The organism is Paenibacillus sp. Pae15, assembly GCF_024519685.1.
GTDB classification, from domain to species: Bacteria; Bacillota; Bacilli; order Paenibacillales; family NBRC-103111; genus Paenibacillus_G; species Paenibacillus_G naphthalenovorans.
This window is the reverse complement of sequence record NZ_JALJRM010000003.1, coordinates 12,497-32,299: the sequence shown is the minus strand read 5'-3', so window position 1 is coordinate 32,299 and position 19,803 is coordinate 12,497. Positions and strand designations below refer to the sequence as shown.

The following is a 19,803-nucleotide window of genomic DNA, read 5'->3' as shown; positions in this document are numbered from 1 at the left end:
TCGCTCGAACTTAAGCCTGCGCGGAAAGAGCGTTAAACTTTTTCGCTAAGCGGGACTTTTTGCGGGCAGCGGCATTTTTATGGATCAATCCTTTGGTCACTGCTTTGTCCAGCTTCTTGCTGGCAGCGATCAGGGCAGCTTTAGCTGTTTCCACGTTGTTGCTTGCTGCAGCTGTTTCAAAAGATTTCACAGCAGTGCGAAGTGCGGATTTATGAGAGGCATTGCGCAGACGGCGCTTTTCGCTCACTTTCACACGTTTAATCGCGGATTTAATGTTTGGCATGACGTTCACCTCCTACTACAACTTGCAAAAAACTAAATGTCCATTTCATCATTCGCAGACAACTCTTGATATTCTAACATGAGGTATATCAAAATGCAATAGAAACGCAGGAGGGCGTCTGTAAAACTTTTGCATAACGTTAACAGCTTTTTCACATTATAAACCATGAGCACAATGAGAAAAGGGGACGAGTTCATGGAGCTGGACCTAAGCGCATATTCAGTCCGGACAGACCTGGCGCTGGAGGCGAACGAAATGGCTTCTTCCGCAGGTTCGTCCATCCCGGGCGTACATACGTCGAATGTTGAGCACGACGGCATCCGTGTCAGTCTGATCGACATTACCTCCCAGGAAGGATCCCGGGCGCTCGGAAAGCTGCCGGGTCATTATATTACGATTGAAGTACCGGCGCTCCGGCAAAAAGACAGCGATCTTCAAAACAGGGTTGCCACCGTACTAGCTCAAGAATTCGAGAAGTTTTTGCAAAAGCTGAACATTTCCCGGGACGCCAAAGTTCTCATTATCGGACTTGGCAATTGGAATGTGACGCCCGATGCTTTAGGTCCGATCGTTGTCGAGAACGTGATGGTGACAAGGCATTATTTTGAACTGATGCCGGATCAGGTGAGTCCCGGATACCGCGCTGTCAGCGCAGTAGCCCCGGGTGTACTCGGCACGACGGGAATTGAAACCGGCGAAATCGTGCAGGGAATCGTCGACCGCTCGAAGCCGGATCTGGTCATTGCTATCGATGCGCTTGCCTCACGCTCGCTCGAAAGGGTGAATACGACGATTCAAATTGCCGATACAGGCATTCATCCCGGCTCGGGCATCGGAAGCAAACGCAAGGGTCTTACGCTCGAAACGTTAGGAGTTCCTTGTATAGCGATCGGCGTGCCGACCGTCGTTTACGCTTCTACCATTGTAAACAATGCGTTTGATATGATGCAGAATCATTTCCGGCAGCGAACCGCCAATACCGAACACATTCTCGGTCTGCTCGATAACCTGCAGGAGCAGGAGCGGCTGCAGCTTGTCAAGGAAGTGCTTAATCCTTTGGGGCACGATCTGCTGGTCACGCCCAAAGAGATCGATCAGTTTATTGAAGACATTGCGAACATCATCGCAAGCGGCTTGAACGCCGCATTACACGAGGCGGTGGATGCGGACAATGTGTCGGCATATACCCATTAATCCTGATGCGAAAACGCCCGAAAGGCTCATTATTGAGCCGATCGGGCGTTTTTTATTGTTGAACGGAGGGCCGCAAAGCTCCTTCTTCCGATAAGGTCTATTATTTTTAGGTTCTATCGATTTACGCCTCTTCATAGAGTTGTTAGTAGACGATCGAGGAGACGAACAAGCGGGCGGAACCCGAGTGACCGCCGCCGCGCCTGCAGAACCGGAAGCAGAAGAAGGAGGAATGGCAATGAAATGGCCGGCAATTACGGTGAGCTTGAACAAGCTTCGGAAAGCGAAATATTCCGTTGGAGTGTATATGCGGACCTTGACGATTTTGATGACGGGATGCCTGTTATTTTTTATAGCGCTGGGGTTGTTTGGATATGTGCATTCCAAGATCAGGAATACGGAGCCGTCTTCTTCCATGAAGGGGCTGGCGGCCTCGGTATCGAGCCAATTTTTCATGGATATGATGGGCATGGAGATTCCCCATCTTCCGTCGGACGGGAAAACGTTCACGTTCTCGCAATCCAACGTATCCGCCTTTTTGTTTTCTCTGGTGACCGACCTGAACCCGCATGATCCGAAGTCGTTGATCGCCAGGGAGGTGCCGGGGATGGGGCAGGATCGCGCCGTTCTGCTGAGCAAAGGCGGCGGGACGGCAGATTCCCCGATGGATTTCGGACCGAAGTCCGGCGTGTTTGAACGGGAAGATTTGGGCGAGGCCGGCTCCATTACGGCGAACCCGGGTGCCGCTGCGGAGGGGCCGGTTCAAGGTCCTGAGCATCCGCTTCCGACTGCGCAGCCTCCGAGAACAGCGGGCAAAAATGTGGTATTCATTTATCAGTCCCACAATCAGGAGTCCTATTTGCCGGAACTTCCGGGAGTGAAGGATCCGGACAAGGCCTACGATCCAAAGAAAAATGTGACGCTTGTAGGCCGCAGGCTTGCGGAAAAGCTGGAAAGGGAAGGGATCGGGGCCGTGCATTCCGACAAAAACTATCCGGCGATCGAGCCCAATTTCAATTACTATTATTCTTACAGGTATTCTCTCAAAACGCTGCAGGAAGCCTCGGCCGGACATCCTGATTTGAAATTCTATTTTGATCTTCATCGCGATTCCCAGCGGCGCGACAAAACAACGGCTACCATTAACGGCAAGACGTATGCACAGGTTTATTTTATCATCGGCGGGAAAAATCCGAACTGGAAGCAAAATTATGAGTTTGCCGAGCAGATCGACCAAGCGTTGGAAGAAAAATTCCCGGGTATTTCCAAGGGGATTCATGCCAAATCCGGTGAAGGCAACGGGGTATATAATCAGAATTTTTCACCGCACAACGTGCTGATCGAAATCGGCGGCGTGGACAACACGCTGGAGGAGTGCTACCGTACTGCGGATGCGCTTGCGGCAGCGATCTCCCAAGTCATCCTGAATGCGGAGAAGGTGGATGCCCCTCCTGCTCCTGCCCCGGCGGAGGAAAAAAAGCAAAGCTGAGCCGGCCAAACGTAAACGTCCGCCGCCTGCAATGAAAGGAGAGGAAAGTGTGTGAGAGGCAATGCATTCGTAAAGTACGGCACCTTTGGGCTGGCCATGGCGTTTTGCATTTTTTTCGGCGTATCGCTCGCCACGCAGGGGACAGAACGGATTCACGGACCGCTTACCAAAGCGCAGGCGGACGCCGCGCCCGCGCAGCGTGCTTACAGCTCGGCGCCGGCTGCCGGAAAGACGGCGGCGGCAGGCAGCCATACGGCCAAATCAAAGCCGCCGGTCAAATCGAAGGCGGCGACCGACGCCGAGCCGACCGCCGATACGGGAATCAACCGCGTGGGCAACAAGGCGGGGGAGCTGCTGCAGATTGCGGCGTATCACGCGATTCGCGCTTTCGTCTCCTTGATTGAAGCCCTGCTGAAGTAATCGGGACTCCATTGAAGCATTCCCTCACAACTGCTATAATGAATAGTATTGTAAATTTGCAGGTTAGTGAGGTTTAGCTGCCGATGGATATCCGAGCCAGACAGAAAAAAATCAGAAATTTTAGCATTATCGCTCATATCGATCATGGAAAATCAACGCTGGCTGACCGGATTCTCGAATTCACCGGCGCGCTATCGTCGCGTGAAATGCAGGATCAGGTGCTCGACCAGATGGATTTGGAACGGGAGCGGGGGATCACGATCAAACTGCAGGCCGTCAGGCTGAACTACCGTGCCGATGACGGCGAAGAATATATATTGAACCTGATCGACACCCCGGGCCACGTCGACTTTACGTACGAGGTATCCCGCAGCCTTGCGGCCTGTGAAGGCGCGCTGCTCGTCGTAGACGCGGCTCAGGGCATCGAAGCGCAGACGCTGGCCAATGTGTATCTGGCATTGGACAATAATTTGGAGATACTGCCGGTCATTAACAAAATCGATTTGCCAAGCGCAGATCCGGAGCGGGTGAAGCAGGAGATCGAGGACGTCATCGGGCTCGATGCAAGCGAAGCGGTGCTCGCATCGGCGAAGGCGGGCATCGGGATTAAAGAAATCCTTGAGCAGGTGGTCCAGAAGGTGCCGGCTCCGACGGGCGATCCCGACCAACCGCTGAAGGCGCTCATTTTCGACTCGCACTACGATCCGTACAAAGGCGTTATCGTTTACGTCCGGGTGATAGACGGCTCTATCCGTTCAGGCTCCAAAATCAAGTTTATGGCGACGGACAAAACGTTTGAAGTCATCGAGGTCGGGGCGTTCAAGCCGCGGATGGGAACCGTCGAGTCGCTGGAAGTCGGCGATGTAGGCTTTATCGTGGCGGGGATCAAGAATGTCGGCGATACCCGCGTCGGGGATACCGTCACCGATGCCAAGAACCCGACACCGGAACCGCTCCCGGGCTACCGCAAAATCAATCCTATGGTGTTCTGCGGTTTGTACCCGATTGAAACAAGCGATTACAACGACCTGCGCGAAGCGCTCGAGAAGCTGCAGTTGAACGACGCTTCGCTCAGCTTTGAGCCGGAGACATCGACCGCCCTCGGATTCGGTTTCCGCTGCGGCTTTCTGGGGCTTCTCCACATGGAGATCATTCAGGAGCGGATTGAACGGGAATTTAACATTCCGCTCATTACCACGGCGCCGAGCGTGGTATTCCGCGTGACGCAGACCAACGGTACGGTGCTGAACATTGAAAATCCGTCGCTGTTTCCTGAAGTTGGCAAAATCGATTTTGTCGAGGAGCCGTTCGTGAAGGCGTCGATCATTGTCCCTAACGACTACGTCGGGGCGATCATGGAGCTTTGCCAATCCAAGCGCGGCGAATATATCAATATGGAATATCTCGATACGACGCGGGTTACGTTGACCTACGAGATCCCGTTATCGGAGATTGTATACGACTTCTTCGATCAGCTAAAATCGAGCACCAAGGGGTATGCATCCTTTGATTATGAGTTTTCAGGCTACAAACGTTCCAACCTGGTCAAAATGGATATTCTGCTGAACGGAGAGCAGGTAGACGCCTTCTCCTTCATCGTTCACCGCGACCGCGCTTACAACCGCGGACGCATCATTTGCGAGAAGCTCAAGGAGATCATTCCCCGGCAAATGTTCGAGGTGCCTATCCAGGCGGCGATCGGACAGAAGGTCATTGCCCGTGAAACGGTCAAAGCGATGCGCAAAAACGTGCTTGCCAAATGCTACGGAGGCGATATTTCCCGGAAACGGAAGCTCCTGGAGAAGCAGAAGGAAGGGAAAAAGCGCATGAAGCAGGTCGGCAGCGTAGAGGTACCGCAGGAAGCGTTTATGGCGGTGCTGAAGATCGACGATAAATAAACTGAACATAGGCGGGCAGGTGCTGATCGGGGCTATCGCGGCTTCAGGCAGGCACCTGCTTTTGCCATTCGAGGGATGGTGACCCAAATGCTGCAGCAAAACCAAACACCTAAAGCGGTGTACCTTCATATCCCGTTTTGCACGAACAAATGCCATTACTGCGACTTTAATTCGTATATTCTCAAGGGCCAGCCGGTCATGGAATATTTGGACGCATTGGAGCGGGAGATGGAGCAAACCGTAAAGGCAGTGCCGCCGGGAGAGATCGAGACGATTTTCGTGGGTGGAGGAACGCCGACGGTGCTGACGCCCGAACAGATGAAAAGCTTTTTGCACCGGGTACGCACCTACTTTCCGCTTTGGTCGCCTCAGCTCGAGTTTACAATGGAAGCGAACCCCGGCACAACGGATCCGGATAAGCTTCAGGCCATGAAAGAGGGCGGCGTCAACCGGGTCAGCTTCGGCGTACAATCGTTCGACAACGGACTGCTGGAACGGATCGGAAGAATTCACAACACGGATGACGTATACCGGAGTCTTGAGAACGCACGCGCGGCCGGCTTTACCAATCTGTCTATCGATCTGATGTTCGGACTGCCGAAGCAGACGCGGGATATGATGGAAGATACGCTCCGCAAAGCTTTAGCGCTGGATCTGACTCATTATTCGATTTACAGCTTAAAGGTAGAAGAAAACACACTGTTCCATGCCCTGTATGAACGGGGCGAGCTTCCGTTGCCTGAGGAAGAAGAGGAAGCTGCCATGTTCGCCCTGATCATGGAGCGGTTAAAGTCCGCGGGGTACGGTCAATATGAGATCAGCAATTTTGCGAAGCCAGGGTATGAGAGCCGCCATAATTCGATGTATTGGCGCAATCAAAGCTATTACGGCCTTGGCGCGGGAGCGCACGGGTATGTCCGGGGGCTGCGCCATGTCAACATAAAAGGGATTCAGCCGTATATCGACGCGACCCGGAAAGGACGCCCGCTTTTGGAAACCAGTGAGGTCAGCGAAGAGGAGGCCATGGAAGATTTCATGATGGTCGGGCTGCGGCTGCTTCGCGGCGTAAGGAAAGCGGATTTTACCGAGCAATTCGGCAGAAAACTCGAGGATGTGTTCGGCGATGTGCTGGATAAGCTTTGCGGACAAGGGCTGCTTGAGGCTCAGCCGGAGGGCTATAAGTTATCCGCACGCGGGTTATGGCTTGGCAATGAGGTGTTCGGCGAGTTTTTGGGAGCGGTCGGGTTAAAAAAGGGTTGAATATTTTATACGTTCTGTTGTATATTTATTCATATTATTTCATTGCACTTTTTACTAGACGAATGGTGGGATCCCGATGAAAATGACCGTGACCTGCAGAAAAGCGACGGAAGACGATATAGGTACGCTTTACGATATTATTCAAGGCTATGCTGAACAAGGGATTATGCTTCCGCGCTCCAGGGAGACGCTCGCCGCGCAGATCGATACGTTCATCGTGGCGGAGATCGACGGTGCCTTGGTTGGCTGCGGTTCGCTGACAAGGCTTGGACATGATCTTGTGGAGATCCGTTCGCTCGGCGTAACGAGCGGTTATAAGGGACAGGGGATCGGCAAGGCGCTTGTCGATTTTTTGGTCAAAGAAGCAAAAGAACAGGGAATTCCCAAAGTCATGGCGCTGACATACGAGGTGGCGTTTTTTCAGAAAAACGGGTTCACTGTTGTGGATAAAGAAATCTTTCCTGAGAAGGTTTGGCGGGACTGCATTCATTGTAAAAAGCAGCATTGCTGCGACGAAATCGCCGTTCTGAAACGGTTGTGAGACGACTTGACACAGACCCTTGGGGTCTGTTATTTTTGTATTAGATTAGCACTCGATCGAATGGAGTGCTAACGAAAGGTGGGATGAATGTGCTAACCGAACGTCAACGTCATATTTTAAGCGCCATCGTAGATGATTATATTCGTTCAGCAGAGCCGATTGGCTCCCGCAGCATATCCAAACGCGGAAATGTGGGATTCAGCCCTGCCACCATCCGCAACGAAATGTCAGACTTGGAGGATATGGGCTATCTGGAGCAGCCGCATACATCGGCCGGCCGGATTCCTTCTCATAAGGGTTACCGATATTATGTCGATCATTTGATGACTTACGGCAAACTGGCACACCATGAAGTGAATGTGCTCAAACGTTTTTTTACCGATAAAATGCAGGAGATGGAAGGGGTTATCCAGCAGACGGCAATGATTTTGTCTCAGCTTACCAATTATACTTCCATCGTACTCGGGCCGGAAATGACGGGCACGACGATGAAGCATCTGCAAATCGTCCCTTTGAATGAGCGGACAGCCGTTGCTATCATTGTTACCAATACAGGCCAGGTAGAGAACAAAACGGTGACGATTCCCGAAGGCATCCCGATGGGCGAGATCGAGAAGTTCGTCAACCTTCTGAATGCACGGCTGAAAAACGTACCGCTGCTTCATTTTAAATCGAAGCTGTATACGGAGATCGCGGCGGAGATGAGCAGCTATGTTTCCGGCTATGAGGAGCTATTGGCCATGCTGGATTCCGTGATAAGCCGCGGAGAAGAAGAACGCGTATATTTGGGCGGCACGACCAACATGCTCAATCAGCCGGAATTCAAAGATGTCGATAAAGTGAAGAATATTCTTGACCTGCTTGCCGAAACGCCGAAGCTGGTACAGCTTTTTGACGGGACGGCGGATGCGAGGGGCGGAATTCAAGTGCGGATCGGCAGTGAGAACAAGCTCGAAGCGGTGAATGATTGCAGCCTGATTACCGCATCGTATTCTATAGACGGTCAATTGCTGGGCACCATCGGCATTCTCGGTCCGACACGGATGGATTACGCCAGAGTAATGAAGCTTCTGGATCATCTGTCCAAAGATTTGACGAAGCTCATGGAGCGTTGGTATAAATGAGCCAGGTGAATAACGGGAGTCAGGATGGCGAGGAAACTTATGCAACGCTGAGAAACAACGCCAATGCGATTCGCGCGATTTGCGCGGCGGTGGAAGGAACGCTGGGCCCTAAGGGGCTTGATACCATGTTGGTAGGCTCACGGGGAGAAGTTATTATTACCAACGACGGCGTCACCATCCTGGAGAAGATGGATGTGACCCATCCGGCGGCAAGACTGCTCATCCAGGTGGCCCGATCCCAGCAGGATCGGGTGGGAGACGGTACGACAACCGCCACGGTGCTTGCGGGAGCGCTTGTAGCTGAAGGCGTGGCTCAGGTCACACGCGGCGTTCCGGTAGCTAAGGTCGTACGCGGGGTGCAGGAAGGCATTGCATTCGCTTTGCGTTCCCTGGCTCGTCGTTCGCGCCCGATCAGCGGGCTCGACGATCCTTTGTTGTATCGGATCGCTTATATTGCGGGGCGTGAGTACGCCGATTTGGCCGGACTCGTCATTGAAGGCGCCAAACGGCTCGGGCTGCAAAAGTTGAGGGAGGAGCATTTCCGCTTTTCTGACGTCATTTTATCCCGCGGCAAGGCAGAGGGAGAGGTTTGGCCCGGCCTGCTTATTCAGAAAAAGCCAGCCAATGCGCAGCTTGAATTTCCTCCCGATACGGCTCATATCCTGCTGTTTCAGGATGCATTCGAACCGGAAACCGTCGATGAGGAGGCTTTGACGACGGATGCCGGCTTTCACAAGCAGCTGCAGCTTCGCGAACAGTTCCGCGAGATGCTCGGGAAGCTGATCGAGCTGCGCGTGGGCTTTATCGCTTCGGAACGGGGGATTGATCCGGAAGCGGAGCAGTTCTGCACCGATCACGGGATTATGGTGCTGCAGCGCTTGCCGCGGGCGGAGCTGCGCCGCATTGCGGAATACACCGGTGCCCGGCCGCTCCGCCGCAGCGGGCTGCGCAAGCCGGCCCATGAATTGGCAGGCTATCTCGGTTATGCCGGGCATGTTGCCTACGACGAACGGCTGGAGTTGGTGCGTATGGCTGAGGGCAAAGGCCGTGCGCAAGTATCGATCGTCGTCGGCGCCAGCACAAGCGAAGTCGTCGGAGAACGGCTTCGCATTGCCCGTGACGCGGCTTCCAGCGTGCAGGCCGCGCTGCGGGGAGGATGCTTGCCCGGCGGCGGGGCTGCCGAGATGGCCGTTGCGCATGAGCTCGAACGGTACCGAGAGACGGTGCAGGGGATGGAAGGCTTCGGCATCGCGGCCGTTGTGCAGGCGCTGCGTAAGCCGCTGGCGCAAATTGTTGTGAATGCGGGCTACAATCCGCTTGAGAAGGTAGAAGAAGCCAAAGCCGCGCAGATTGCCGCGGGGAGCGACAGCCTCGGCATCGACTGCGATACGGGAGCGGTGAAGGATATGCTGGAGCAGGGTGTGATCGATCCGGCGGAAGTGAAGCTGCATGCGCTGCAGGCGGCAGGAGAAGTGGCGTCCGCTGTGCTGCGCATACACACCGTGATTAAAATGCGGGATCCGCGTACCGAAGAGTGAGTGCTGCCGTATGGTTGTGTTCACCGATGCAGAATGGTTACAATATATAAATAAAGATAAAGGTCGGCGTACCCTGAACTGCTCAAGCCACAGTTATAGTGGATGGCCGGGCTGATTCGGTCAAGGAGGTGACAGACATTGAACACGGAACAACAAGCGGACGGACGCCAAAAGGCAGGCGAACAGCCGGAGCAAGAGGCGAACGTTACATATGAAGCCGCAACTGATAATGAAACGAATGCTGCCGAGGCCGGAGACGAAAACCAACAGGCGCAGGCAGCAGATGCTTCCGAAGCCCAAGATGCTGTCAATCAGGAGCTTGAGGAGCTTAGGAAGCAGGTGGAAGACCATCAGCAGAGATTGTTAAGAGCTCAAGCCGATTTTGACAATTACAGACGGCGTACGATGAAAGAAAAGGAAGAATTTGCGAAGTACGCCTCTTTAAAGCTTATCGAGCAGCTGCTCCCGGTTGTCGACAATTTCGAACGGGCCCTCGCCGCAAGCAAAGATAACAAGGATTACGACGCTCTGGCCAAGGGCATCGAAATGATTTTCCGTCAATTGGACGGAGTGCTTGCAAACGAAGGCTTAAAGCCAATGGAAGCGGTGGGCACACCGTTTAATCCGGAATACCATCAGGCGATCATGCAGGTGGAATCGGAAGAACATGAGGAAGGCATTGTAGTGGAAGAGGTACAAAAGGGCTACATGCTTAAGGATAAAGTTCTGCGTCCGGCCATGGTCAAGGTGAGCTCATAAGTGCAGCATCATTGCAAACGAAACAAACGAAATTAAGGGAGGCAAATCCTTATGGGTAAAGTAATTGGTATCGACCTTGGGACAACAAACTCTTGCGTAGCCGTTATGGAAGGCGGCGAGGCGGTAGTTATCCCTAATGCGGAAGGAAACCGTACGACTCCTTCCGTAGTGGGCTTCAAAAAGGATGGAGAGCGCATCGTCGGCGAGACGGCAAAGCGTCAAGCGATCACGAATCCTGACCGTACGGTCATCTCCATCAAGCGTCACATGGGTACGAATCATAAAGTGAAAATCGACGATAAAGAATATTCGCCGCAAGAAATTTCGGCCATGATTCTTCAGAAGCTGAAAGCCGATGCGGAAGCGTACCTGGGCCAACCGGTAACGCAAGCCGTCATTACGGTTCCCGCTTATTTCAACGACAGCCAGCGTCAAGCGACGAAGGATGCCGGTAAAATCGCAGGTCTTGAAGTGCTCCGGATCGTTAACGAACCGACGGCGGCCGCTTTGGCCTACGGTCTTGAAAAGTCCGAGGACCAAACGATTCTGGTTTATGACCTTGGCGGCGGTACATTCGACGTCTCCATTCTGGAGCTTGGCGACGGCTTCTTCGAAGTGAAAGCAACCAGCGGTGACAACCGTTTGGGCGGAGACGATTTTGACCAAGTCATCATCGATTATCTCGTTTCCGAGTTCAAAAAAGAGCACGGCATCGATCTGAGCAAAGATAAAGCAGCGGTTCAACGTCTGAAGGATGCGGCAGAAAAAGCCAAGAAAGAGCTGTCCGGCGTCTTGACGACAACCATTTCCCTGCCGTTTATTACGGTCGTGGACGGCGTGCCGCAGCACTTGGAGGTTAACCTGACCCGTGCCAAGTTCGAAGAGCTTTCCGCTCCTTTGGTGGAAAGAACGATGGGTCCTACCCGCCAGGCCTTAAGCGATGCCGGACTTACTCCGGATCAAATCGATAAAGTGGTGCTGGTCGGCGGTTCTTCCCGGATTCCGGCTGTCCAGGAAGCTGTAAAACGCCTGATCGGCAAAGAGCCTCACAAAGGCGTAAACCCTGATGAAGTGGTGGCTCTCGGTGCTGCCGTTCAAGCGGGTGTTCTGACAGGGGACGTGAAAGACGTCGTATTGCTCGACGTAACGCCTCTTTCCCTGGGTATTGAAACCGCAGGCGGCGTGTTCACTAAGATGATCGAACGCAACACGACGATTCCGACAACGAAATCGCAAGTGTTCACGACTTATGCAGACAACCAGCCAAGCGTTGAAATTCACGTGCTTCAAGGTGAGCGTGCGATGGCTGCGGACAACAAAACGCTGGGCCGCTTCATTTTGGGAGACATTCCACCGGCGCCGCGCGGCGTTCCGCAAATCGAAGTTACCTTTGACATCGACGCCAACGGTATTGTTAACGTGTCTGCACTCGATAAAGGCACAGGAAAAAGCCAAAAAATCACGATTACTTCCTCCAGCGGTTTGTCTGACGAAGAAGTCGAGCGCATGATGAAGGAAGCTGAAGCTCACGCTGAAGAGGACCGCAAACGTAAAGAGCTCGTAGAAGCCCGCAACCAAGCGGATCAGCTCGTTTACTCCGTCGACAAGACGATCAAGGATTTGGGCGACAAGGTTGACCAAGCCGAAATCGATAAAGCTAATGAAGCGAAAGAAAAATTGAAAAAAGCTCTCGAAGGCAACAGCTTGGATGAGATCAAAGCAGCCAGCGAAGAGCTTACCCAAGTCGTTCAGCAGCTGTCCGTGAAGCTGTATGAGCAAGCTGCCCAGCAGGGCCAGGCAGGAGGAGCGGAGGATGCGCCGGGTGCCTCCAAGGGTAAAGACAACGTAGTGGATGCCGACTATGAAGTAGTCGACGACAAGAAGTAATAACCCGTTAGACACGCAGGGAGTCAAAGCCGGCATGACCGGCTTTGACTTTCCGTTTGTCGCCCGGGAGTAGGAGTGGAACGATGAGCAAACGCGATTACTATGAAGTGCTCGGGGTCGGTAAGGACGCTTCTCCGGAAGACATAAAAAAAGCTTACCGCAAGCTGGCGCGCCAATATCACCCGGATGTCAATAAGGCGCCAGACGCAGAAGCAAAGTTTAAAGAAGCGAAGGAAGCGTACGATGTTCTGAGCGACGAGCAAAAGAGAGCGCAGTACGACCGCTTTGGCCACGTCGATCCGAACCAGGGCATGGGCGGGGGCGGCTTCGGTCAGGATTTCGGCGGTTTCGGCGATATTTTCGATATGTTCTTCGGAGGCGGTCAGCGCCGAAATCCGAACGCTCCTCAACGGGGGAACGATCTGCAGTACACGCTAACCATCGAGTTTAAAGAAGCGGTATTCGGCAAAAAAACCGATATTCGTATTCCTCGGACCGAGACCTGCGACACTTGTGAAGGCAGCGGCGCAAAACCGGGAACCAAGCCGCAAACATGCGGTGTCTGCCATGGCTCCGGCCAGCAGGAAGTGGTGCAGAATACGGCGTTCGGCCGCATCGTTAACCGCCGCGTCTGCTCGGCCTGCCAAGGACAGGGTAAAATCATCAAGGACAAGTGCGGCACCTGTCATGGTTCGGGTAAGGTCAAGAAGCAGCGTACGATTAATCTGAACATTCCCGCCGGAGTGGACGACGGAGCGCAGCTTCGTGTCACCGGCGAAGGAGAAGCCGGAACGCGCGGGGGTCCTCCAGGGGATCTGTATGTCGTTATTCGGGTGAAGCCTCATGAATTTTTCGAGCGCGAGGGAGACGATATCTACTGCGAAGTGCCGCTGACATTCGCACAGGCGGCACTCGGGGATGAAATCGAAATTCCAACCTTAACCGAGAAGGTGAAGCTCAAAATTCCTGCCGGTACCCAAACGGATACGTATTTCCGTCTCAAAGGCAAAGGCGTTCCGCGACTTCGGGGCTATGGACAAGGCGATCAGCATGTCAAAGTCGTCGTGGTTACGCCGACGAATTTGACTGATGAACAAAAGGAACTGCTGCGCGAATTCTCCAAGCTTTCCGGTGAGAATACGAATGGACAGCAGCAGTCGTTATTCGAACGAATGAAAAAGGCTTTTTTAGGCGATTGATGAACACGGCAGGCTTTCCGCTGGAGCGGATTGCCTGCCGTGTTTTTTGTATATTTGAGCAGATTGGGGCTGAAACTAATTGCATTGTGAAAGCATAATCGACTATTGGACAGGAGGTTTATGGATATGAATGCAAAGAATAAGGCACATAATGAACTGCCTACAGCCAAAAACGAGGACGTTGAATTTTCGGGCGAGCTGGCCGATGGCGATGACCGGAAAGCCGCTCAGCGTGCCGAAGCCGCCGACGCCCGCCAGGAAAAGAACCAAAGGTAACGCGATGGCGGAGAAAAGCATACTTGCCTATTTTCACTCGCTGGAGGAAGCGGAAGGAGTCGCTTCCAAACTGAGAGCGCTGAGGGCCATCGACGTGTCCGTTGACCGTTTCGGCAAATATCCCGGAGACGGCGTTGATCACGTGATGAATCCGATCACAAGCGACTTTCCGGGGCTTGGCTACTTGACGCAAAGCGCCGATTTCGACAGCCGGGATGCGGCGGTGTTGGCTGCGGCGGACGTAGACGCCAGCGGCTTGGCAGGCGGGGCGGAATCGGACCTGACCGGCAGAGACGTTGTGTTGGCGGTTGTTGTGGACGAAAGCATATATGAACAGGCTCTCCGCGTCGTACATGAAGGTGGAGGCATTCCATAAATTTGAATGAATAGCTGGCACCCGTTCAGGATGCCAGCTATTCATTTTGGAATTCATAGGCCTTCTGAGGTAAATATGATTCTAGACCAGCCGGTTTGTTAACGATAAAGATAAAAATGATAAATTTGTAGACGTGTGATTACCGCATCTTCAAAACAATGAAAACAAATGATTTCAAGAGCGGCTGCCCCCCCCCATAACCATAACCTCTCTGTGCACGAAGTATAGGTTTTGATAAGGACCTGACCGGCAGACAGCATTTCTATTCTATGAAAAGTTTTACCCGTATGACGAATTGTTGTACAATAGGCGTAATGTGCTTTTTACCGAATGGAGGCTGGATAAGTTAATGCGATGGCATGAAGTAACGGTTCACACAACCGAAGAAGCGATCGAAATGATCTCGAATTTTATACATGAGCTGGGAGCCGGCGGGGTATCGATTGAAGAGTCGGGCACGCTTAACAAGCAGAGGGATACCTCGCTCGGACAATGGTACGAGCTTCCGCTGAACGATATACCCGAAGGGCGGGCTGTCATCAAGGGATATTTCTCCGAAGGTACCGATATGGAGGCTATTCTGCTTGAGCTGAAGCGTTCTGTGGAAACGCTGAGAGAGTACGATATAGATACGGGCGAACCTACATACGAGTTGAAGGAAGTCGACGATGAAGACTGGGCGAACGCATGGAAGCAGTATTTTAAGCCGCTTCGCATCACCGACCGTCTCACGATCAAGCCGACTTGGGAGGAGTATACTCCAGGACCTGACGAGCTGATTCTGGAGCTTGACCCTGGCATGGCGTTCGGTACGGGAACACATGCCACGACGGCGCTTTGCCTGAAGACACTGGAGAGAGTCATTCAAGGCGGAGAAGATGTGATTGACGTAGGGACGGGCTCCGGCGTTCTGGCGATTGCCGCGGCGAAGCTGGGAGCAGGCCGCGTGCTTGCGCTCGATCTGGATCCCGTCTCCGTGTCCAGCGCAACGGAGAACGCCAAGCTGAACGGCTTGGAACGGCAAATTACGGTGAAGCTGAGCGATCTGCTGCAGGTGATCAATGAGCACCGTGCCGCCGGAGCTTCCGAAGGTACGCTTGGAGTGAAGCTGCCCGTACAGGTCGTGGTGGCGAACATTTTGGCGGAAATTATTCTGATGTTTGTTGACGATGTGTATGAAGTGCTGGAATCGGGCGGAACCTACATCGTATCCGGGATTATCAAAGCAAAAAAGGCGTCCGTGGAAGAGGCGTTGACAGCTGCCGGATTCATCATAACGGAACGTCACGAGGAGCAGGATTGGGTCGTGCTCGTCGCCAGAAAGCCGTAGGTGAAAGAAGATGGACTGGAGTTCGTTTCTGGCATTCCCGGTCGAGCAGATGCCTTTCGTTTTTGTGATGCTGCTGATCGCTTTCACCGTGCATGAGTTTGCTCATGCTTATGTTGCCGACAAATTCGGAGACCCGACTCCCCGGACAATGGGGCGGTTAACGCTCAATCCGCGCGTGCATCTGGACTGGCTCGGCATGATCTTTTTTCTCATTATAGGGATTGGATGGGCCAAGCCCGTGCTCGTGAACCGGAGTCATTTTAAATATCCTAGAAGGATGGGCATTATCGTATCTTTCGCGGGGCCCTTCAGCAATCTGGCGCTTGGATTTATCAGCTTGATCATCCTGTACGCTTTGCACTATTTCAACCTGATGTCCGGGATGTCATCCGGCATCCATATGGCGGTCAATCTCTTTTTGACGCTGATGGTGACGCAGAACATCTTTTTGTTCATCCTGAATCTCATTCCTTTTCCGCCGCTGGACGGCTACCGCATTCTGGAAGACCTGCTGCCGCGCCGAATTTTGATGAAAGTGAAGCCGTATGAGCAGTGGCTGTTTTTTGCGATTCTGCTGATGTTTTTCATTGAACCGATTCGTGCGGTAACACTGGGACCCGTCTTTGCGCTGCGGGAACCCATTCTGGCATGGTTTCAAGCGATAGTCAGCCTATTGTTCGGAGGATAAATTTGTTGTCAGGTTCCTGCCTGAAATGGTAAAATACTGCGTTCTTGTTCGGAATACTGGTTTTTACGGTAAAAAAGGTGTATGATGAAGGTTGACCGTTTTTACTTTATGTATAAGCGGTCAGACTTATTTTCACGGAAGAGACGGTTTACCATGCAAAGATATTTCATTCAGCCGGAGCAGTTTACAGACGAAACCGCAACGATAGCCGGAGACGACGCACACCACTTAACCCGGGTGATGCGGGCGAAGCCGGGCGATACATGTATAGTGAGCGACGGCATAAGCCGGGAGGCCTTGGTCAGATTGCAAACGGTAGATCCTCGGCAGGTTGTTGCCGACGTGATCGAATGGCTGCCGATGGACAATGAGCCTGCCGTGGATGTTTGGGTGGCGCAAAGCCTGCCTAAAGGCGACAAGATGGAACTGGTTATTCAAAAGGGAACGGAAATCGGGGCGTCGCGTTTTATCCCTTTCGTGTCTGAGCGTACCGTAGTTCAATTGGACGGCAAAAAAGAAGGAAAGCGGCTGGAGCGGTGGCAGAAGATCGCCAAAGAAGCGGCGGAGCAGGCTCATCGCAATCGCGTGCCGCAAGTGGACCCGGTTGTATCCTGGAAGGAACTGCTGCGTCTGGCTCAAGAAGCCGATGCGGCTTGGATTTGCTATGAGAAGCAGAGCGTTCAGGAGCTTCGGGGACAGATCCGCAAGGCGATCTTGTCTCGCAAGAATGAAGGCCGCCGACAAAGGCTGCTGCTCATGATCGGGCCGGAAGGCGGGTTTACTGAACGGGAAGCGGCAGAGGCGGAAGCGGCTGGCTGCCGCGTCGTCAGTCTGGGCAAACGCATACTTAGAACGGAGACGGCCGCCATGGTCGGGCTCACGTGTATTTTATACGAATCCGGAGAGATGGGAGGAGAACAGTAACATGGCGACAGTCGCTTTTCACACGCTGGGCTGTAAAGTCAACTTTTATGATACGGAAGCGATCTGGCAGCTGTTTAAGCAGGAAGGATACGAACAGGTCGATTTTGAATCGACGGCGGACGTATATGTCATTAACAGTTGTACAGTGACAAATACAGGGGATAAAAAAAGCCGGCAAATGATCCGGCGCGCGATCCGCAGAAATCCGGAGGCGATTATAGCGGTAACGGGCTGCTACGCCCAAACGTCGCCCGCCGAAATCATGGCGATTCCGGGAGTCGATCTGGTGATCGGGACGCAGGACCGCGACAAAATTATGCCTTATATAAAACAATTGGAGCAAGAACGCAAACCGATTAACGCCGTGCGCAACATTATGAAAACCCGCACCTTCGAGGAACTCGACGTGCCGGATTTTGCCGACCGCACACGCGCTTTTCTTAAAATTCAAGAGGGCTGCAACAACTTTTGCACCTTCTGTATTATTCCGTGGTCGCGCGGTCTGATGCGCAGCCGCGATCCTCAAAGCGTGCTGAAGCAGGCCCGCATGCTGGTGGATGCCGGGTACCAGGAAATCGTGCTGACGGGCATTCATACCGGCGGCTACGGAGAGGATATGGAGGACTACAGCTTGGCCAAGCTGCTATGGGATTTGGATAAGGTGGAGGGTTTGAAGCGGATCCGCATCAGCTCCATCGAGGCGAGCCAAATTACCGATGAAGTGCTGGAGGTCCTGCAAAAATCGGACAAAATGTGCCGTCACCTGCACATTCCGCTGCAGGCCGGAGATAATGACGTGCTGGCGCGGATGCGCAGAAAATATACGACGGAGCAGTTCGCACAAAAAATCGAGCACATTCACCGCATCATGCCGGGTGTAGCGATTACGACGGACGTGATTGTAGGCTTTCCGGGAGAAACGGAAGAGATGTTCCGCAATGGATACCGGTTCATGGAGCAGATGAAGTTCTCGGAGATGCACGTATTTCCGTACTCCAAACGGACCGGTACGCCGGCCGCCCGTATGGAGGATCAAGTGGACGAGGAAATTAAAAACGCCCGGGTACATGAGCTCATCGATTTGTCGGAGCGGATGCAGCTTGATTACGCCAAACAGTTTGTGGGTCAAGTGCTGGAGGTTATTCCCGAGCGCGACTACAAAGGACAGCCGGGCAGCGGTCTGATCATGGGCTATTCGGACAATTATCTTCAGCTTGTGTTTGAAGGCAGCGAGGATTGGATCGGTCAGATATGCCATGTGAAGGTGACCGAGGCCGGGGTGAATGAGTGCCGCGGCGAAATCGTCCGCGTGCCGGAGATCGTGTCTGTGAATCCGTCCCCAAGGAAAACGGCCGGCACAAGCAGTGTCGATGCCATTCCTGGTCAAGCGGCAAAAGCTATCGTATAGATTGGGAAAGGAGAGGATTTCGTTGGGCAGCATGTTCCGATGAAATCCTTTCGATTTCTTTATATTCAGAAAGGATGAGGTCCAATGAAGGAAATTTCGGCTGGAGGCGTCGTGTACCGCAAGGTCGGGGATCGCCTGCAGGTGCAAATGATTCAAGACCGCTATGGTAAAATTACGCTGCCTAAAGGGAAAATGGAGCCCGGAGAGACGATCGAACAAACCGCGCTGCGCGAGATTGCGGAGGAAACGGGGATCGTCGGGAAGATTGTGCAGCCGCTGGAGAAGATCACTTATCAATTTACATTGTCCGGCGTAGGCGTTGTGGACAAGGAGGTACATTATTATTTGGTAGAGGCGACGGGCGGAACGCTGAAGGCTCAAGTAGAGGAAATTCTCGGAGTGGAGTGGCTCGATCCGCTTGAGGCTTGGCAGCAGCAGATCCAATCGGGATACGGAAATAACGATTCGGTTCTCAAAAAAGCGCTGGAAGCGCTTGGATACGAGGTGAGCTGAATGAACGGATTTCAGGTAAAGGAACTGCCTTCATACATTGATCATACGCTGCTGAGGGCCGATGCGGACCGTGAGGCGATTCAAAAGCTCTGCGAAGAGGCCAGGCAGTACGGATTTTACAGTGTATGTGTGAATGGCGCCTGGGTTCCGTTATGCCGGGAGCTACTGCAGGATTCGGGCGTAAAAATCAGCGTAGTATGCGGGTTTCCTTTAGGTGCCGGCGACAGCTCGGTAAAAGCGTTTGAAGCGGCTGCAGCCGTGGATCAGGGAGCCGATGAAATCGATATGGTACTGCAAATCGGGAAGCTGATTCAGGGCGATTACGACGCCGTCCGCGACGATATACGTGCCGTCGTGCAGGCTGTAAAGGGACAAGCGATCGTTAAAGTCATTCTCGAGACGGGCGTCCTGACCGATGGGCAAAAAACGGCTGCCTGTCGTCTGTCCGAAGAAGCGGGAGCCCATTATGTCAAAACGTCAACGGGATTCGGTAAAGGGGGAGCTACGGTGGAGGATGTGGCACTTCTGCGCCGCAGTGTCTCTTCTTCCATCGGTGTAAAAGCATCCGGGGGCATCCGTGACCTGGAGACGGCGGTCAAGATGATTGAAGCCGGAGCGACCCGGCTTGGGACAAGCTCAGGAGTCGCATTGATGTCGGGGCTTGCGGGCTCGTCGTTGTATTAATCCTTTGGAGGCTTA

20 protein-coding genes are annotated in these 19,803 nt (G+C 53.2%); 19 read left to right on the top strand and 1 reads right to left on the bottom strand.

The features are described 5' to 3' along the window. Positions 1 to 10: 10 nt before the first annotated feature. On the bottom strand, positions 11 to 283 hold the full coding sequence (rpsT, locus tag NR121_RS03190) for a 30S ribosomal protein S20 (protein ID WP_054818541.1): 273 nt from the start codon (positions 281 to 283) through the stop codon (positions 11 to 13). Positions 284 to 478: 195 nt separating this feature from the next. Between rpsT and gpr the strand changes: the two genes are divergently transcribed. From gpr to deoC, 19 genes are all read left to right on the top strand, one after another. Further along, entirely contained in the window at positions 479 to 1,477 is a 999-nt protein-coding gene (gpr, locus tag NR121_RS03185; protein ID WP_174350754.1) for a GPR endopeptidase, read from the top strand. A 235-nt stretch (positions 1,478 to 1,712) separates the two neighbouring features. Further along, positions 1,713 to 2,963: a stage II sporulation protein P gene (gene spoIIP / locus NR121_RS03180; RefSeq protein WP_062407513.1), complete on the top strand. Its 1,251-nt coding sequence runs from the start codon at positions 1,713 to 1,715 to the stop codon at positions 2,961 to 2,963. A gap of 51 nt (positions 2,964 to 3,014) precedes the next feature. After that, entirely contained in the window at positions 3,015 to 3,383 is a 369-nt protein-coding gene (locus NR121_RS03175) for a hypothetical protein (RefSeq protein ID WP_062407515.1), read from the top strand. An 83-nt stretch (positions 3,384 to 3,466) separates the two neighbouring features. Beyond that, the gene (lepA, locus tag NR121_RS03170; RefSeq protein ID WP_062407517.1) at positions 3,467 to 5,281 is read left to right on the top strand and encodes a translation elongation factor 4; all 1,815 of its coding nucleotides are present in this window, start codon (positions 3,467 to 3,469) and stop codon (positions 5,279 to 5,281) included. Positions 5,282 to 5,368: 87 nt separating this feature from the next. Continuing rightward, a complete protein-coding gene (gene hemW / locus NR121_RS03165; RefSeq protein WP_062407519.1) occupies positions 5,369 to 6,541 on the top strand; it encodes a radical SAM family heme chaperone HemW in 1,173 nt (390 codons plus the stop codon). A 76-nt stretch (positions 6,542 to 6,617) separates the two neighbouring features. Continuing rightward, positions 6,618 to 7,082, top strand: coding sequence for an N-acetyltransferase (locus NR121_RS03160; RefSeq protein WP_062407521.1), 465 nt, complete (start codon positions 6,618 to 6,620; stop codon positions 7,080 to 7,082). A gap of 89 nt (positions 7,083 to 7,171) precedes the next feature. After that, positions 7,172 to 8,206: a heat-inducible transcriptional repressor HrcA gene (gene hrcA / locus NR121_RS03155; protein WP_054818552.1), complete on the top strand. Its 1,035-nt coding sequence runs from the start codon at positions 7,172 to 7,174 to the stop codon at positions 8,204 to 8,206. Further along, positions 8,203 to 9,744 (top strand): TCP-1/cpn60 chaperonin family protein, encoded by a 1,542-nt coding sequence (locus NR121_RS03150; protein WP_062407523.1) that lies wholly within the window; start codon positions 8,203 to 8,205, stop codon positions 9,742 to 9,744. Before hrcA ends, NR121_RS03150 begins: the two co-directional genes overlap by 4 nt. A 138-nt stretch (positions 9,745 to 9,882) precedes the next feature. Next, complete coding sequence (gene grpE, locus NR121_RS03145; RefSeq protein ID WP_054818542.1) at positions 9,883 to 10,503, top strand: nucleotide exchange factor GrpE; 621 nt, start codon at positions 9,883 to 9,885, stop codon at positions 10,501 to 10,503. Between the two features lie 51 nt (positions 10,504 to 10,554). Then, entirely contained in the window at positions 10,555 to 12,390 is a 1,836-nt protein-coding gene (gene dnaK, locus NR121_RS03140) for a molecular chaperone DnaK (RefSeq protein ID WP_074726985.1), read from the top strand. A gap of 83 nt (positions 12,391 to 12,473) precedes the next feature. Beyond that, a complete protein-coding gene (gene dnaJ, locus NR121_RS03135) occupies positions 12,474 to 13,589 on the top strand; it encodes a molecular chaperone DnaJ (RefSeq protein ID WP_062407529.1) in 1,116 nt (371 codons plus the stop codon). 126 nt (positions 13,590 to 13,715) lie between these two features. Further along, on the top strand, positions 13,716 to 13,865 hold the full coding sequence (locus NR121_RS03130) for a YfhD family protein (protein ID WP_375162504.1): 150 nt from the start codon (positions 13,716 to 13,718) through the stop codon (positions 13,863 to 13,865). Then, complete coding sequence (locus NR121_RS03125; RefSeq protein WP_306274250.1) at positions 13,795 to 14,241, top strand: hypothetical protein; 447 nt, start codon at positions 13,795 to 13,797, stop codon at positions 14,239 to 14,241. The genes NR121_RS03130 and NR121_RS03125 overlap by 71 nt, the downstream gene beginning before the upstream one ends. 349 nt (positions 14,242 to 14,590) lie before the next feature. After that, a complete protein-coding gene (gene prmA, locus NR121_RS03120; RefSeq protein ID WP_062407531.1) occupies positions 14,591 to 15,571 on the top strand; it encodes a 50S ribosomal protein L11 methyltransferase in 981 nt (326 codons plus the stop codon). Positions 15,572 to 15,581: 10 nt separating this feature from the next. Beyond that, complete coding sequence (locus tag NR121_RS03115) at positions 15,582 to 16,259, top strand: site-2 protease family protein (RefSeq protein WP_062407533.1); 678 nt, start codon at positions 15,582 to 15,584, stop codon at positions 16,257 to 16,259. A 153-nt stretch (positions 16,260 to 16,412) separates the two neighbouring features. Continuing rightward, complete coding sequence (locus NR121_RS03110) at positions 16,413 to 17,183, top strand: 16S rRNA (uracil(1498)-N(3))-methyltransferase (protein ID WP_256830465.1); 771 nt, start codon at positions 16,413 to 16,415, stop codon at positions 17,181 to 17,183. Between the two features lies 1 nt (position 17,184). Continuing rightward, positions 17,185 to 18,591, top strand: a complete 1,407-nt coding sequence (gene mtaB / locus NR121_RS03105) for a tRNA (N(6)-L-threonylcarbamoyladenosine(37)-C(2))-methylthiotransferase MtaB (protein WP_054818544.1) — start codon at positions 17,185 to 17,187, stop codon at positions 18,589 to 18,591. An 84-nt stretch (positions 18,592 to 18,675) separates the two neighbouring features. Next, positions 18,676 to 19,104 carry an NUDIX hydrolase gene (locus NR121_RS03100; RefSeq protein WP_062407539.1) on the top strand — a complete coding sequence of 143 codons (429 nt, stop codon included), beginning with the start codon at positions 18,676 to 18,678 and terminating at the stop codon, positions 19,102 to 19,104. Further along, positions 19,105 to 19,788: a deoxyribose-phosphate aldolase gene (gene deoC / locus NR121_RS03095; protein ID WP_054818546.1), complete on the top strand. Its 684-nt coding sequence runs from the start codon at positions 19,105 to 19,107 to the stop codon at positions 19,786 to 19,788. The last annotated feature ends 15 nt before the right edge of the window (positions 19,789 to 19,803 follow it).

Bases quoted from the DNA above. Each gene is read 5' to 3' on its own strand.
- prmA (WP_062407531.1), top strand. From the start codon at position 14,591: ATGCGATGGCATGAAGTAACGGTTCACACAACCGAAGAAGCGATCGAA.
- NR121_RS03115 (WP_062407533.1), top strand. From the start codon at position 15,582: ATGGACTGGAGTTCGTTTCTGGCATTCCCGGTCGAGCAGATGCCTTTC.
- spoIIP (WP_062407513.1), top strand. From the start codon at position 1,713: ATGAAATGGCCGGCAATTACGGTGAGCTTGAACAAGCTTCGGAAAGCG.
- dnaJ (WP_062407529.1), top strand. From the start codon at position 12,474: ATGAGCAAACGCGATTACTATGAAGTGCTCGGGGTCGGTAAGGACGCT.
- deoC (WP_054818546.1), top strand. From the start codon at position 19,105: ATGAACGGATTTCAGGTAAAGGAACTGCCTTCATACATTGATCATACG.
- lepA (WP_062407517.1), top strand. From the start codon at position 3,467: ATGGATATCCGAGCCAGACAGAAAAAAATCAGAAATTTTAGCATTATC.
- rpsT (WP_054818541.1), bottom strand. From the start codon at position 283: ATGCCAAACATTAAATCCGCGATTAAACGTGTGAAAGTGAGCGAAAAG.
- NR121_RS03125 (WP_306274250.1), top strand. From the start codon at position 13,795: ATGGCGATGACCGGAAAGCCGCTCAGCGTGCCGAAGCCGCCGACGCCC.
- NR121_RS03130 (WP_375162504.1), top strand. From the start codon at position 13,716: ATGAATGCAAAGAATAAGGCACATAATGAACTGCCTACAGCCAAAAAC.
- mtaB (WP_054818544.1), top strand. From the start codon at position 17,185: ATGGCGACAGTCGCTTTTCACACGCTGGGCTGTAAAGTCAACTTTTAT.
- gpr (WP_174350754.1), top strand. From the start codon at position 479: ATGGAGCTGGACCTAAGCGCATATTCAGTCCGGACAGACCTGGCGCTG.
- NR121_RS03110 (WP_256830465.1), top strand. From the start codon at position 16,413: ATGCAAAGATATTTCATTCAGCCGGAGCAGTTTACAGACGAAACCGCA.
- dnaK (WP_074726985.1), top strand. From the start codon at position 10,555: ATGGGTAAAGTAATTGGTATCGACCTTGGGACAACAAACTCTTGCGTA.
- NR121_RS03150 (WP_062407523.1), top strand. From the start codon at position 8,203: ATGAGCCAGGTGAATAACGGGAGTCAGGATGGCGAGGAAACTTATGCA.
- NR121_RS03160 (WP_062407521.1), top strand. From the start codon at position 6,618: ATGAAAATGACCGTGACCTGCAGAAAAGCGACGGAAGACGATATAGGT.
- NR121_RS03100 (WP_062407539.1), top strand. From the start codon at position 18,676: ATGAAGGAAATTTCGGCTGGAGGCGTCGTGTACCGCAAGGTCGGGGAT.
- hemW (WP_062407519.1), top strand. From the start codon at position 5,369: ATGCTGCAGCAAAACCAAACACCTAAAGCGGTGTACCTTCATATCCCG.